We start from the raw sequence: 16,164 nt of genomic DNA, 5'->3' as shown, positions 1-16,164 counted from the left end.
AAAATTTGACTCCAGACAAGCGTAATTACACACTACCGAATTAATAAAACATCCAATTACGGAGTTAGATTGAAAAAGTTAGCTTTTTTCCCCACGTTCATATTTTGCTTAATGGCTCTGTATTCAATCGTTATCTCACCCTCTACTTGGGCAAGTATTCCCGCAAAAATCACCCTTGCAACCACACATTGGCCACCTTATACCTCTAGCTACCAAGATGATCAGCCGGGAATTGTATACGAGTACGTCACCGCCATTTTAGCCTCACACGATATTCGTCTTGAGGTTCAGCGCTATCCTTGGTTACGCGCCATCAAATTAGCAGAAGAAGGTCATCAAATTCATGGTCTATTAACCGCAGTGCAGGAAGAAGCGCCCTGTTTACAGTTTACCCAAACGCCAATTATGCAATATAAAGTCAATTTTTATACTCAGTCAGATGCCCAATGGGTATATGAAAATGCAGACTCGTTAAACAATATCCCTACACCATTGAGCATTATATTGGGCTACGGGTATGGTTCACCCGTTGATGAGTTTATTAATAACCCACAAAACCGCAGTAAATTAAATATTCTGTCAGGGGATGATGCGCAAACCAGATTACTTAAAATGCTCCAATACCAGCGAGCAGCAGTGATTATCGAAGATGAACTTGTAGTGAATTACTATTTAAATGATACTTTTAAAGTTCGTTATGCAGGCACCTTAAGTCAGTCGCCCTTTTATTTAGCCTTAAACCCAAACTTACCTTGGGCCAATGAGTTAATTACCCTATTAAATAAAGAATTCAAATCTGCTGAAAACTTATTGTACTTGCAGTCACTTGTGCAAAAATATTCCCAAAAAACGGTTAATTAGCTCGTAAAAATAAAAAAAGCCGGACCATAATAGTCCGGCTAACATGCGCATCCGTGCAATAGTTACCAAAAATACTCGATAGTAAATCTTGCTTCTCTACACCTCAAAACTCAAGGCCGATCCGCTGTAACCAATTACCATGAAAATTCAAATTTGGTTGTTTGGGTAGAGTTTAAGGTAATTTTTTATCCCACAAGTTTTGTGAAACCCCTTTGTCATAACCATATTGATAAATTGCTTGCATATAATCTTGGTCAAACATGTCTTTAGTACTCGGCTCTGCATCAAAACTTTTTTCTATCGAAGTAAAGTTAACGTCGTAGTTTTTCACTTTGCTGAAATAAAGCATCTTGTATAAATCACCTTTACTTTGCATCACGGTTAAACTTTTTAAGCTACGAGTTAACAAAGCAACGCCTTTATCAGGCTGCGCTTCATAAGGCATATTGAATACCCCATTGCGAATCACATCCACATTCGGCTTTTTGGTTAATCCTAGTGCTTGGTTAATTTTGTCAAAGTCAGTATTGATGGGTTCAAAAAACATTTGCGCCGCCATTCCACCGTCAACGTGAAGCTCTTCAAATTGCTGGCCTTTGTAGTGCACTTTAATAAACTGTGGCGGGAATACGCCTGGAATTGACGCACTTGCAGCCAAAACTTGATGAATAAGTTGATTTTTATTTGGCATATCACTGTTGGCTATACTGCCAAGATTCCAAATAGATAACTGCTCAGAGTCAAATTGAGTCGTCCCAATAAATAATCTACGGCCTGCTCTGTGTTGCTCCGCAATTTTAGCAATCATTTCATCATCAAAGGTGGCTTCAATGAATTCATACATTTTTTCGCCGTTTGTGAAAGCATCTTTAAATAAAGTGTTAAGGAAGTTCTTCTTACCAATGACCAGTTTGTCATTGATACCTAACATAACTTGTTTTAAATGCGCTATTTCATCACCACCAATAAACACAAAAGGTGCAATTAATGAACCCGCACTGATACCAGTCACTATGCTGTAATCATTTAACTGCTGGCTATCATATAAGCCATTAACAATACCAGCACCATAAGCACCTTTAGCACCACCACCAGATAGTACTAATGCATTAAGACGATCGCCTTTTACCGTTAAAGGTGTGGTGTTTGTAGCTTCAGAGTAAAGAAAGTTCGATTCATCACCCGCCCAAAAACGAAATGGTTCTACGACCTGTTGTTCCGCTGAATCATTTTGAAACTGAGCAATTGTCACGTCTTGATAATTGTCCTCAGTCACACGGTTTTCTAATGTATGAATAGAGCTACATGCACTTAGCAGTAAAGTCAGTACAACAGTACTTACTATGCGTTTATTGAGTTTCATTGAATTTTTCCTTTTACCACTTTTGACAAGAAATCGCCTATATAACGCTTGAGTACCTGCGTTGATATATCGCTAAAGTCATATCGTTTATTGAAGATGGGGGAATTTTAGAGCACATTTTTCCAACACATTAATCGCTTTTGTAGGATCGTATCCTCAAATTGGTTTACATCTATAAGAATCGCAATGCCAAAAACTCAACCACTGAACTTCCATTGAATTAGGGAGGGTTACATCCTACAAATGCGATTAACTTGTTTTTTACATCTCCCATAAAATTCATCCCATACAGATTACATGGCTTTGAAAGCACATAAAAATCAATGGCAGCTACTTTATCTAGCTAACAACAATCATTGAATACTCATAGCATTGGGGTTCAGTAGAAAGGTGAATATATGTATTTAACGAATCGCTTACCGAAACTAAAGAAAACACTAGCAATTGGTTTTACGACACTTGCGCTAGCAATGTCATTTAACGCAGTTGGTAAAGGTGTTGAGCTCATGAGCGAAGCAGAGGTCGAAGGCAAAGCCATTTTCAAAAAATATGGCATTAATGATGACCTACCTAAATTAGGCATGAGCTCTTTATTACAAGGCGAGCACCTTGTTGAACATGTGAGCCGTTCTGTCACAATAAATGATGAAGTACGTCAATCTGAAGCCTATTTAGTTCAAAATACTGATGAAAAAGGCAACATTGACTTACGCATCAAATATGACCCTGCCAAACTTGATGAAAACGATGATGTTATAGCAGAAATTGAAAATGCCACCAAAATTGAGTATCGCTTGCGCAACTATGCCCAAAGCTACGACCCAAGCACTGTTACCGCAACTGAGCTAGACAATGGCCAAGTTGAAATTGCTTTTAACTACTCAAAATATGGCTTACCGCAAGACATTGCCTATTTCAGAAATATGCGTGTAAAAGTCATTGTTGAGAATGGTCAGCCAGTTAGCATGATCATTAAAAACACCAAACCTTTCGCCTACGAAAAATACACTATTACTGAATATCGTCAGCTAATGAGTTTTGTCACCTTAACCGATGGTCGCGTAGTGCTAGAAGAGAAAAGCATATCAGCCAAAGGCAGTACCTCAAAAGGCGAACCGGTAACATTAGCGACAACTGTCGCACCAGTAGTATTTTACGACGACCTTAAAGGTGCCAATATTTTAAGCGAAGATCGCTTAATGGAAGTATCTGACCCAAGGTTTCGTGAAGCAAAAATTAAACTGGACAGAGTCTTCCCATTAATGGGTGATATGGTTCGCCGCCAAGGTATTGATGTACCGCTACCATTCGGGGTATCTGTTGCCTACCGCAAACAGGACATGAACTTTGGCTTCACCGACTTCGATATTATGGGACAAGAGCTAAATGAATTTTTTGACCCACTAAAATCTATTGCAGATGTATCAGCTGAATCATTTACTGTACGTGGTGACGTGAATATCCTGCCATTTTGGAATGTATATGGTTTAGTCGGCAAAATTAAAGTTGACGCTAATGTTGACGCTGAATACACAGGCCAAATTGGTCAAGAAATTAAAGAAACCTTAAACAACAAACTACCTGGTTTAGGTAACGCATTTTGTGATGGCTTATCAGCATTATGTAACAGAGGTACTGTAAGTGTTCCTTTAAACCTGAATTATGATGTTGTAGGTGTAGGTACCACCTTATCAGTAGGTTACAAGCAGTTCTTCGCTTCAGTAACGGGTACTTACTCTAAAACTCGTATGGAAGGTTCAGATAAATGGGGTGATGGCATTTTAACTATTCAACCTATGCTAGGTTACCAATTTGCTGAATACCGCGCTCAAATCTTTGTCGGTGCAGAATACCAAGGCCTAAAGCCAAATATGGAAGGTGAGATTGCAGGTGTTGAATTAGGTGGTGAAACCTTTTACTACAACGTGGGTGTTGACTTAGACAAATGGGCATACCTAATCGGCTTCAACAAGCAATTTGGTAAAAACTACAACTTGAGCGTGCTTTACAACCAAGGTGAAACCCGTAACGCATTTACTGTTAACTTTGGTTACCGCTTCTAAAAAAATAGATAACTTTCTTAGGGTTAAGGTAAGTGGTTTATCGCATAAACCACTTACCAAATCTGCTAAACGATGATGACGTCCTACATAAGCGATTTAAATCATCAACACAAAGCCGATATTCTAGCCACATACAGAACACAACTGACTAACACTACAAGCACATTAAACCAATTTGTTAGTTTTTGGCCACCAAGCCGCACCAATAGGACTCTATCATGACATTTTTTAAACGTTCTTTAATTGCTGTTACCGTAACATTAACCTTAGCAGCCTGTGGCGGCAGTGACGACACAGCTGAAACACCAAAGCCAATTGATCCACCCGTTTTACAGCCTCTTCCAGCAGAAGAAGTAACGGTTGATATTCAAAACAGCCAAATTAAAGCAATGAAAGAGTCATTAGTGGTGACCTCTTTAGACGACGAGCAAACTTTAGCTTCAATAGAAGCTTTTAAAGGTATTCGTTATGCACAAGCCGAGCGTTTTCAACACAGTGAAGTTGAAGAGCTTGCAGCTGAAGTGGATGCAACCTCGTTTCAAGACGCTTGCCCACAGCTAAAAACCACCACTCAAGCACAGTCTGAAGACTGCTTAAACTTAAATATTTGGCGTCCAGCAGATACTGCTAATGATGCACAACTGCCGGTTTATGTGTTTATTCATGGTGGTGACTTTGAATACGGTGCCGGTTCAGAGCCATTAATTCACGCCGATACGGTTGTAGCCCAAGGCGCTGCTGAAGATAGCCCTTTCATCGCTGTAACCCTTAACTACCGTTTAGGTTTACTGGGTAGCCATTGGAAAAAAGATAACCAAGGCGGTAACTACGGTTTAGGCGACCAAAAACGCGCCCTTGAATGGGTACAAAACTATATTGCTGACTTTGGTGGTGACGCACAAAATATCACTTTAATGGGTCAAGGTGCGGGTGCCATGTCAGTGGGTATTTTACAGCAAGAAGACGGTAAAGAGCCGGTTGCAAACACATACTTCAACCGTGCCATTATGCAAAGTAACCCATATGGGTTTGATTACCGCACCTATGACCAAGCTGAAGATTTTGCGGATAAAGTTGCCGATATACAAGCAGAAATGCCAGAGCTTGATGACGCTAACCTTGCAGACTTACCGCTAGATCAACTTATGCAAGTACAAGCCAAAGCATTATCACCACTAGCTCGAATTGGTGACTGGACAGGCCTAAGCTGTATTGATACCAGCAACCTGGCAGGCAGTGCTTTATGTTTAACGTCTAAAGTATCAGGCGAAGCAACACCATTAGCTAACCTAATGCCATTTGCACCTTATATTGAATATAAAAAGACGTTATTTGGTAAAATTGACGGCTACCACTTAGCTAGCCAACCCGCATTAGATACCTTTGCGGTACCAACGGTTGTAGGTGTTAATAGTGATGAAGCCAATACCGCTGCAATGCTACCTAGCTTAACCTTTTTAATTTCAGGACTATTACCTTCTCCTGAAGAGGAAGACTTATCATCGCCAGAGGCCATTGTTGAGTGGTTAAGCAAAGCTGAAAACCAACAACAAATTGAAACTAAGCTAGCGGCCATGACAGCTGATGACATTAAAGCACAATTAGAGCTTGGAGATTTAACCGCCTACTTAGCCATGACTAAATTCTACTTTGGCTTAGGTAATGGTGATTTAACCAATGGCCTATTAGGATTAACTGATTACTACCCGAATCCAGAAGGTGAAATTGGTGGCGGCCTAGAAAACATGAAGCAATTTAAAATGTTGCTGAACGACATGATATTTGCTGGTCCTAGCCGTTTACAAGCAAAACAAGCTCAAGAAAATGCCATTGATTCAACATTCTATCACTTTGGTTATCACGCAAGCTTCAATGTGTGGACGTACAATACTGATGGTCAAGAAGGCAAGCTAGATATCGGTGACTTGATCAAAACCATCAGCTGTATTACTGGTGCATGTAATGGTTCTGAACTACCATTTGTATTCAACAAAGCGCTAAAACTTGACGGTTCAACGGTAAAAACCAGCTCAAAAGATGAAGCCTTAATGAATAAAATGTCACGCTTGTGGTTCAGCGATGAGTTATTTGAAGCTTATCAATATGATGCAAGCTCTGACACGGTTTTAACCATTAGCAAAGATGGTGACATCAGCACCACAACTGATTGGGATAGCAATACACAATCAGGACTTGATCCAGAACTGCGTAAAGGTCGTCTAAACGGTTTAGAAAACCTAGGCTTCATGCAAAACTATATGAAATAAACATGATTTATTAGTCGCGTTAGTCAGGCCGGATATTCCGGCCTTAGCGTCAACTGCCAAAACTGACTCACTCGACACATCTGCGTTTAATTGAACTTTATACAGGGTTTCTAACGATGACAATGCCACGATTTTTTTCACCTTTATTGTCTTTAGTAACGATTATATTCGTGCTAACGGGTTGTGCTTCACCTAGCCCAACAGTCCCAGAGGAATTTGAAGCTAACTACCAAACCAGCCAGTTTGAGGCAAAAGCTTACTTAATACCCACCGCACCAGAAGCGTTTGCAAGACGAGTAGAGCTTGTCAGAAAAGCACAATCAACCATTGATATGACGTACTTTTCATGGAATGGCGACACCTTAGGGTTAATGCTTGTAGATGAACTAAAACAAGCCGCCGATCGAGGCGTTAAAATCCGCTTAACACTAGATGACTTATTGGTTTTTAATGAAAAATGGCTAGCCGATTTAGACGCTCATTCTAATGTACAGGTACGCATTTTTAACCCATTTAACTCACGCAAAATGGGCTGGGTAGGTCGTGCAGCCGATTTTCAAATGCATCAAGATCAATTAGATAATCGTTTACATGAAAAATACTTCAATGTTGATAATCAACAACTAATTCTAGGTGGCCGTAATATTGGTGACGAGTATTTTGGTTACAGCAAAGACGCTAACTTTTATGATATGGACGTGCTATTTCAAGGTGCTGTTATAGCCCCATTTGCCGACAATTATGAAGTGATTTGGCAAAGTGATGTAGTAACGCCTATTGCAGAGTTAATTAGCATTAAGCAGCCTCAAGAATATATTAACCTCAATAAAGCCTATGCTAAGGCCAAGAAACAACAGCCTGAAATTATTGCAGATATTGAGCAAACCATAGCATTAATGCCAACGGTTGAATTTATTGATGTGACTGTAACACCGGTATTTGACTCATTGCAAAAGTTACAAAACAGTTTGCCTTACTTTAGACAGCGAGCAGAAATCGCCATTAACAAAGAGATCAAAACCGCTAAAAAAGCCGTTATATCAACACCATATGTTGTACCTACCAATGGTGAGTTTGTGGTACTTGATAAATTAACTCGCAATGGCGCAAAAGTTCAACTGATTACTAATTCGTCAGCATCAAATGACTCGTTATTTATCCCGGCTTATTATGAAAAACATCGTCAAACGTTACTTGATATGGGTATAGAGCTTTACGAATACAAAGATGAAGCTAAAAATGATGATCACTTTTATCACGCTGCAACTTATTACCATAATAAGACCATTATTTTAGATGATAAATTGTCATACATTGGTTCATCAAACTTTGACCCACGTTCTGACTTTTTAAATGTTGAATTTGGATTATTTGTTCATAGTGAAGCATTTGCAGCCAAAGTAGAAGACTACCTATTTAGCCAAAAAGAAAGCTTATATTGGCATGTTAGCCGTAATAAAGACGGTGACATTGAGTGGCAAAGTGGTGATGAGGTTCAAGACTCAAACCCCAATTACGGTGGTTGGCACAAACCAATAGATTGGATATTCACAAAAATGGATGGTGAGTCAGAACTTTAAAAAAATCCAAAACAGACCCTCGATAAAAGATCTCGAGGGTGACGGGAAAGAACGTCATTCCGGCAACGCTTTTGAGCCGGAATCTGCTTTCTTCACATAGGTAAACCCAAAACAGACCCTCGATAAAAGATCTCAAGGGTGACGGGAATTTAATTATCTCAAGGGTGACGAGGAAAACGTCATTCCTACGATGCTTTAACCAACGTCATTCCGGCAACGCTTTTGAGCCGGAATCTGCTTACTTCACGTAGGTAAACCCAAAACAGACCCTCGATAAAAGATCTCGAGGGTGACGAGGAAGAACGTCATTCCGGCAATGCTTTTGGGCCGGAATCTGCTTTCTTCACGTAGGTAAATCCAAAGCAGACCCTCGATAAAAGATCCCAAGGGTGACGGGAAAGAACGTCATTCCGGCAATGCTTTTGGGCCGGAATCTGCTTTCTTCACGTAGGTAAACCCAAAGCAGACCCTCGATAAAAGATCTCGAGGGTGACGGGAATTTAATTATCTCAAGGGCGACGAGGAAGAACGTCATTCCGGCAATGCTTTTGGGCCGGAATCTGCTTTCTTCACGTAGATAAATCCAAAGCAGACCCTCGATAAAAGATCCCAAGGGTGACGGGAATTTAATTATCACGAGGGCGACGAGGAAGAACGTCATTCCTACGATGCTTTAACCAACGTCATTCCGGCAACGCTTTTGAGCCGGAATCTGCTTTCTTCACATAGGTAAACCCAAAACAGACCCTCGATAAAAGATCTCGAGGGTGACGAGGAAGAACGTCATTCCTACGATGCTTTAACCACAGTCATTCCGGCAACGCTTTTGAGCCGGAATCTGCTTTCTTCACGTAGATAAATCCAAAGCAGACCCTCGATAAAAGATCTCAAGGGTGACGAGGAAAACGTCATTCCTACGATGCTCTAACCAACGTCATTCCGGCAATGCTTTTGGGCCGGAATCTGCTTTCTTCACGTAGGTAAACCCAAAACAGACCCTCGATAAAAGATCTCGAGGGTGACGGGAATTTAATTATCTCAAGGGTGACGAGGAAGAACGTCATTCCGGCAACGCTTTTGAGCCGGAATCTGCTGTTGCTAGCGGGCTAAACTTTTACGGCATTCCCTCTAGCCTGATGTAGCTTTTTATAGCTTTCAATTAATCTTAAGTGAGGTTCGATGCCTTCCAAGTTCATACTGGTTTGTGTTAAACCATAAAATCTGACGCTACCGTTAACACTGCCCACTACGTTTTCCATCACTTGTTCACCAAACATACGTTTGAAGTTAACAATAAAGTGCTCAAGCTCTAGATCATCGTCTAATTCAACTTCTAGAACGGCATTTATAGCTTGATAGAATAAGCCTCTTTCGACGGTATTATCATTAAACTGTAAAAAGTCTTCCACTAAATCTAATGCTTCTTCGTGGGCACCAAGTGCTAAGAAGATCAGAATTTTCAGCTCAATAATAGTCAACTGTCCCCACACGGTATTCTCATCAAACACAATGCCAATAAGGGTGCGAATATCGGTATAATTGTCTAACTGACTTTCTTCTAAACGATTAACTAAATCCACCAGCTCATCATCGGTTAATGAGTGTAAATTCAAAATATCTTCACGATAATCTAATGCTTTATTAGTGTTATCCCAAATCAAATCATCTACTGGGTAAACTTCTGAGTAATCTGGCACTAAAATACGACACGCTGAAGCACCAAGCTCAGTAAATTCGGCAACATATACCTCTTTGCCCATGTCTTTTAAAATGCCAAATAGCGCATTTGCTTCTTGTTCAGAAGTGCCAGCAAAGTCCCACTCACAAAAATCATAATCGGCATTACTGCTAAAGAAACGCCAAGAGATCACCCCAGTTGAATCAATAAAGTGCTCAACAAAATTTTCAGGCTCTGACACCGCCATACTGTTAAATGTGGGTTTTGGTACATCGTTTAACCCTTCAAAACTTCGGCCTTGTAGTAGCTCAGTTAAACTGCGCTCTAATGCGACTTCAAAGCTAGGGTGCGCACCAAATGATGCAAATACACCGCCGGTTCTTGGGTTCATTAAGGTGACACACATTACCGGGAACTGACCGCCTAAAGAGGCATCTTTCACTACAACAGGGAAGCCCTGATCTTCTAACCCTTTAATGCCCGCTAAAATACTCGGGTACTTTTCTAATACAGACATTGGCACTTCAGGCAGCACAATTTCTTGTTCGATAATTTGGCGTTTAACCGCTCGTTCAAAAATTTCAGATAAGCATTGAACATGGGCTTCTTGTAGATTGTTACCCGCGCTCATACCATTGCTTAAGAACAAGTTTTCAATCAAGTTTGACGGAATATAAACCGTTTCACCATCTGACTGACGAATATAAGGAATAGCACAAATACCACGCTCAATATTGCCAGAGTTAGTATCAATTAAATGTGAACCACATAACTCGTCATCTGGGTTATAAATTTCAAGCGTGTATTCATCTAAAATCCCTTGCGGTAATGCATCATCATCTTCAAGTTCAAACCACTTTTCTGATGGATAATGGACAAAATCAGCATTGGCTATTTCTGTTCCAAAAAATTGATCATTATAGAAAAAGTTATTATTTAATCGCTCAATAAACTCACCTAAGGCTGAGCATAAAGCACTCTCTTTAGTCGCCCCTTTACCATTGGTAAAGCACATAGGTGATGCTGCATCACGAATATGCAATGACCACACATTTGGCACGATGTTACGCCATGATGAAATTTCAATCTTCATGCCTAGATCAGCCAACATGGCGGTCATATTTTCAATGGTTTTTTCAAGCGGTAAGTCTTTACCAACAATATAAGTACTGCTGTCGCCATCGGGTTGCCCCATTAACATGGCATTCGCATCAGCATCTAAGTTTTCAATGGTTTCAATTTTGAACTCAGGGCCGGTCTGAACGACTTTTTTAACGGTACAGCGATCAATTGAGCGTAAAATACCTTGGCGATCTTTTTCTGAAATATCATCAGGTAGTTCGACCTGAATTTGAAATATCTGGTTGTAACGATCTTCAGGATCAACAATATTATTTTGTGAAAGACGAATGTTCTCGGTAGAGATATCGCGAGCTTTACAGTACACCTTAATGAAATAGGCCGCGCACAACGCTGATGATGCTAAAAAGTAATCGAATGGGCTTGGCGCACTACCATCCCCTTTGTATCGAATCGGTTGGTCAGCCGTTACGGTAAAATCATCAAACTTAGCTTCTAAACGTAAGTTATCAAGAAAGTTAACTTTAATTTCCATTAAATTGCCCTACTGTCGCTGCGTATTTACACGCACAAAAATCATCTAATACTAATTATCGTTGTTTTCGCCCCATTAGTCTTGGGTTTATTAAAAAAGCCACCAAAAACAATAAATCAACTAACAGCACAACCGAAAAATAACACCAACAAAATAAACAACTTATCAACATAAGATTAACGAACATTGTGATCACAACCATAATTTTTTATCTGGTAAGTTTTAACGAGTTTTTTTCGTTGACACCCTTGAGACTGCAATTGATAATCGTTCTCCTTTGCAATAACAGTCGTATACACTATGAAAAAAATCATCACCTTAACCAGCCTTGCATGCGTTCCTTTTGTTCAAGCTGACCAATTACAAAATGACATTGCCGCCCAAATTGCGAGTCAAATTAATGAGGTGATGGTAATTACGGCAACGGCTGGCCAAAGTACGCCGATTTCAGAGGCTCCTGCTAGTATCAGCATGATTGATGTCGATATGGCCGATAAAGTGCAAATGTCACAGGATTTAGGCGATATTATTTTTAATATTCCCGGTATCTCTGTTTCAACCAATTCCAATGGTTCACGTAGTGTCAATATGCGTGGACTCAGTAACGACTACACCCAAGTATTATTAAACAATCAACGCTCTCATAGTGGCGAAGCCTTGTGGCGTGGTGATGATAATGTATTAAGCGCTGTCCCCTCTATTGCCATGAGCCACGTTGAAGTGGTGCGTGGGCCAATGTCATCAATTTATGGTGCTGATGCCATGGGCGGCGTGGTGAACGTTTTCACCAAAAAGCATAACGGTAGCGCTGAAGGCGCTATTAGCATTGAAGGCCAATACAACATTGGCGATGAAGGCGGCAACGGTGAACAGTTGGGGTTATATTTTTCAACGCCCATAAATGACACCCTAAGCTGGACGGTATTTGGTAACTATTTACACCTTGATGAAACCTTTTATGAAGATACGCCAACCTCAAGTAAACTGCGGGCACGTGACAACTATAATGTTTTTAATCAGTTAGATATTAACCTAGCGGAGAATCACCAGTTAGGTTTAGAGCTACAACTCTCTCGAGAAGACCAGCAAGCCAATAGCGTTTATAACGGCAGAACACTTGATCAAAACCGCGACAAACAAGCTGTTCGTGCCGATTATCAATTCACCATGGAAAATGGCGAGTTTAATGCCAACTTTTTCTATGATGATTTTCAAGTTGATTATTTAGATAACCCAACCGCCAATTTGCATGAACGTACCTATGGTGTTGATACCCAAGCCAGCTTCTATTTTGACCAATATGATGTCACTTTTGGCGCAACGGCAAAGCAGTCATCACTGACCGGTAATGACATCTTTTTTGAAGGCGACAGCATTGAAAGAACGGCCAGTGGTATATTTGCGGAAACCAACATCGCTTTAACCGATAACACCAAATTAACCTTAGGCGGCCGTTTAGACGATGATGAACAATTTGGCAGCGAGTTTACCTACCGCGCCTATTTAACCCACCAAATTGCCAATGGCTGGAGCATTAAAGGAGGCATAAGCACCGCCTTTAAAGCTCCTAAAATGGTTCAAACGTTCGCCGACTACACCGCTATTGGTTGTGGTGGACGTTGTGAAATTGTCGGTAATGAAGATCTAGAAGCCGAAACAGGTACTTTTGGTGAACTAGGGGTGCATTATGACAATAATAATACCCGTGCCAGTGTGACACTATTCAATAGTGATATTGAAAATATTATTGAATACGTTGCAGTTAATGAGTCATTACAAACCTTTGGCAATATCGACAATGCCACCATTAAAGGCGTTGAAGCGACAGTGTCTCATCAATTCGAACATGTAGGTATTGAAGCGTCATACACTTATTTAGATGCCAAAGATAATGCCGATGAAACCCGTTTAAAAGGCACTGCTGAACACGAGGCAACAACAGTAATTAATTGGTATGCCACAGACTCAGTAGACGTATTTGCTAAAGCACACTTTAGAAGCAATGTAATTGGTGAACTTGGGCAAAATGATGTTGCCGACTCTTATACCACAATCGATTTAGGCATGAATTATTACTTCAATAACGATCTGCAATTAAAATTTGGCGTAAATAACCTGACCAATACTGATGTATCTGATCCAATTACTTACACAGAGGTCATCCGCGGTACGACTGCATATGCCGGACTAGAATATGCATTCTAAAACCGTCGAAGGTTCGGCTTCTATATTTGATCGAATTGAAAAATGGGGTAATAAACTCCCCCACCCTGTGAGTTTATTTTTTATTCTTACAGTGGGTTTGTTGCTGGTATCGGCCATAGGCTCATACTTAGGTTGGAGTTATCAACTGCCCGACCAACCAGAGCAAACTATCAATAATTTGATATCTGAACAAGGCTTGAGAAACTGGCTAAGCGGGTCAATTCAAGCCTTTATCAGCTTTCCGCCACTAGGCATTATTATCATAGCCATGATAGGCATTGGCATTGCTGATGCGTCTGGGCTAATCGGTTACGCAGTACAGCGGGCAATAAAACATGCCGGAACCTGGCAGTTAACCAGCACCATATTACTGCTAGGGGTGTTATCTAACATTGTTGGCTCAGTGGGTTATATTGTATTGATTCCTCTAGCCTGTAGAGCATATATAGCCGCAGGCCGCTCTCCCCTTGCAGGGCTTGCCACCGCATTTGCCGGGGTTGCTGGCGGCACTCACGCCACCTTCTTCATTACCACTTATGATATTGTTATTGCAGGTATTAGCACCTCGGCGTTAAATTTACTTCACCCCGATTTAACCGTCAGCCCTTTAGCAAACTACTACTTCTTGTCGGCCAGTGTGATATTACTGGTTGCCGTGGGTACCGTGGTATCGATTAAATTTGTTGAACCCAGATTAAGCCGCGGAGAATACCGCAACCCACAGCATTTGTCCCTCACCCCTAGTACAGAAAACGACAGAGCATTAAAGGTTGCTGGAGCAGTATTTATATCGGCTATAGGATTAATCTTATTCTCCGCGCTAAGTGAAAATGGTTGGTTAGCACCAGCAAACCCTGAACAATTAGCCAGAAGTGAAGTGATAAAAGGCTTACCTATTTTAGTCTCATTTGTGTTTGGCTTAAGTGGCATGGTGTTCGGCTTTGTATCCGGTAAATTTCGACGTGAGCAAGATATTATTAAAGCCTGCGAACAAAGCTTAAGTCAGCTTGGGTTATTTTTATTGATCATGTTTTTCGCCTCTCAGCTTATCTTCACTTTTAAGCTCAGCAACTTAGCCGGTTTGCTGGCCGTTAATTTAAGCGACATGTTAGCCGTACTGTCTATTGAGGGACCGGTGTTAGTTATCATACTGGTACTATTTAGTGCCGTGCTAAATATCTTTATGGGCTCGCCTGTTGTGCAATGGAGCGTAATGGCGCCTGTATTTGTACCCACGTTATTACTGGCAGGTTTACCGATAGAATTAATTCAAGTTGCCTTTAGAATTGGTGATTCGGTGACTAATATTATCTCGCCATTATTCGGTTATTTAGGGCTAATTCTTGCTACAGCACAGCAATATCAAGGTCATGCGAAGCTTGGTACATTAGTCTCTATGATGCTGCCATTCAGCATGGCATTCTTGATCATGTGGACCAGCTTGCTGGTTATATGGGTCTACGTTTTAGAGTGGCCACTGGGAATTTAAACAGAGAGTTTAAACTGGGGAATAAGTTGGGCCTAAAAGTAATACCCTAGATGTAATAGCAAGCGCGATAACTGACGGCTAACATTAATGCTACTTATCGGCATGATTAGTTTTGTCTGACTCTCGTTTAACTAATATAAAGGTCAAATACATTTTGGTGGGTAAAGATAACGCCATTCCAAATGCCACACACATCGCACTGATAATAATGCCTTTAACGCCCATAGCTTCAATAGTCGCATTAAAGTTATGCAAATAAATACCTAGTAATATCAAGCAAAGCCCTATAACAATACAGGTTTTAAGTATCCGAATGAGTTTAGCGTCGGTCATAGTCATTAAGATATTTGGCTCGAAAGTCGTTAATAAGCTCAATAATAGCGTAATTTCACTATAGTGATATTAACAATGATTCAATCGCAGCTTCTTTTGTAAAGATTCATTCCGGCGATGCCTACTTTACCGTTATTCCGGTAATGTGTAGCCCCCTCATTCCAGCAATGCTCTAACCAACGTCATTCCGGCAATGCTTCTGGGCCGGAATCTGTCTTTACTGGTGCAATAAGCAAAAGCTGACCCTCGATAAAAGATCTCAAGGGTGACGGGAATTGAATTATCACGAGGGTGACGGGAACTGAACTATCACGAGAGTGACGGGATAACCGTCATTCCGGCAACGCTTCTGGGCCGGAATCTGCCTTTACTGGTTCAATAAGCAAGAGCTGACCCTCGATAAAAGATCTCAAGGGTGACGGGAATTGAATTATCTCGAGGGTAACGGGAATTGAATTATCTAGTGGGTGTCGGGATAACCGTCATTCCGGCAACGCTTCTGGGCCGGAATCTGCCTTTACTGGTGCAATAAGAAAAAGCAGACCCTCGATAAAAGATCTCAAGGGTGACGGGAATTGAATTATCACGGGGTGTCGGGAACTAAACTATCACGAGAGTGATGAGATAACCGTCATTCCGGCAACGCTTCTGGGCCGGAATCTGCCTTTACTGGTTCAATAAGCAAAAGCAGACCCTCGATAAAAGATCTC

Annotated in this window: 9 protein-coding genes; 6 read left to right on the top strand and 3 right to left on the bottom strand. The window is 40.9% G+C overall.

Annotated elements, in window-relative coordinates; genetic code table 11:
• Positions 1–69: 69 nt before the first annotated feature.
• Positions 70–861, top strand: a complete 792-nt coding sequence (locus L2672_RS06765) for a substrate-binding periplasmic protein (RefSeq protein ID WP_248995068.1) — start codon at positions 70–72, stop codon at positions 859–861.
• 172 nt (positions 862–1,033) lie between these two features.
• On the opposite strand, the gene L2672_RS06760 is transcribed toward L2672_RS06765, so the two are convergent.
• Complete coding sequence (locus L2672_RS06760; RefSeq protein ID WP_248995067.1) at positions 1,034–2,224, bottom strand: patatin-like phospholipase family protein; 1,191 nt, start codon at positions 2,222–2,224, stop codon at positions 1,034–1,036.
• A 398-nt stretch (positions 2,225–2,622) separates the two neighbouring features.
• Between L2672_RS06760 and L2672_RS06755 the strand changes: the two genes are divergently transcribed.
• The 3 genes from L2672_RS06755 to L2672_RS06745 all read left to right on the top strand — a co-directional run bounded on the left by L2672_RS06755 (position 2,623) and on the right by L2672_RS06745 (position 8,134).
• Positions 2,623–4,287 carry a hypothetical protein gene (locus L2672_RS06755; RefSeq protein WP_248995066.1) on the top strand — a complete coding sequence of 555 codons (1,665 nt, stop codon included), beginning with the start codon at positions 2,623–2,625 and terminating at the stop codon, positions 4,285–4,287.
• A gap of 218 nt (positions 4,288–4,505) precedes the next feature.
• Positions 4,506–6,554 (top strand): carboxylesterase family protein, encoded by a 2,049-nt coding sequence (locus L2672_RS06750; RefSeq protein ID WP_248995065.1) that lies wholly within the window; start codon positions 4,506–4,508, stop codon positions 6,552–6,554.
• A 116-nt stretch (positions 6,555–6,670) separates the two neighbouring features.
• The gene (locus L2672_RS06745) at positions 6,671–8,134 is read left to right on the top strand and encodes a phospholipase D family protein (protein ID WP_248995064.1); all 1,464 of its coding nucleotides are present in this window, start codon (positions 6,671–6,673) and stop codon (positions 8,132–8,134) included.
• Positions 8,135–9,240: 1,106 nt separating this feature from the next.
• Here the strand turns inward: L2672_RS06745 and L2672_RS06740 are convergent.
• The gene (locus L2672_RS06740) at positions 9,241–11,427 is read right to left on the bottom strand and encodes an OsmC domain/YcaO domain-containing protein (RefSeq protein ID WP_248995063.1); all 2,187 of its coding nucleotides are present in this window, start codon (positions 11,425–11,427) and stop codon (positions 9,241–9,243) included.
• Positions 11,428–11,727: 300 nt separating this feature from the next.
• Between L2672_RS06740 and L2672_RS06735 the strand changes: the two genes are divergently transcribed.
• Together L2672_RS06735 and L2672_RS06730 are read left to right on the top strand one after the other, a co-directional pair.
• Complete coding sequence (locus L2672_RS06735) at positions 11,728–13,632, top strand: TonB-dependent receptor plug domain-containing protein (protein ID WP_248995062.1); 1,905 nt, start codon at positions 11,728–11,730, stop codon at positions 13,630–13,632.
• Positions 13,622–15,121: an AbgT family transporter gene (locus L2672_RS06730; protein WP_248995061.1), complete on the top strand. Its 1,500-nt coding sequence runs from the start codon at positions 13,622–13,624 to the stop codon at positions 15,119–15,121. The genes L2672_RS06735 and L2672_RS06730 overlap by 11 nt, the downstream gene beginning before the upstream one ends.
• A 90-nt stretch (positions 15,122–15,211) precedes the next feature.
• On the opposite strand, the gene L2672_RS06725 is transcribed toward L2672_RS06730, so the two are convergent.
• On the bottom strand, positions 15,212–15,454 hold the full coding sequence (locus tag L2672_RS06725; protein ID WP_248995112.1) for a hypothetical protein: 243 nt from the start codon (positions 15,452–15,454) through the stop codon (positions 15,212–15,214).
• Positions 15,455–16,164 lie beyond the last annotated feature (710 nt).

The organism is Shewanella gaetbuli (assembly GCF_023284065.1).
In the GTDB taxonomy this organism is placed as follows: Bacteria; Pseudomonadota; Gammaproteobacteria; order Enterobacterales; family Shewanellaceae; genus Shewanella; species Shewanella gaetbuli.
This window is presented reverse-complemented; position numbering and strand designations above follow the sequence as displayed.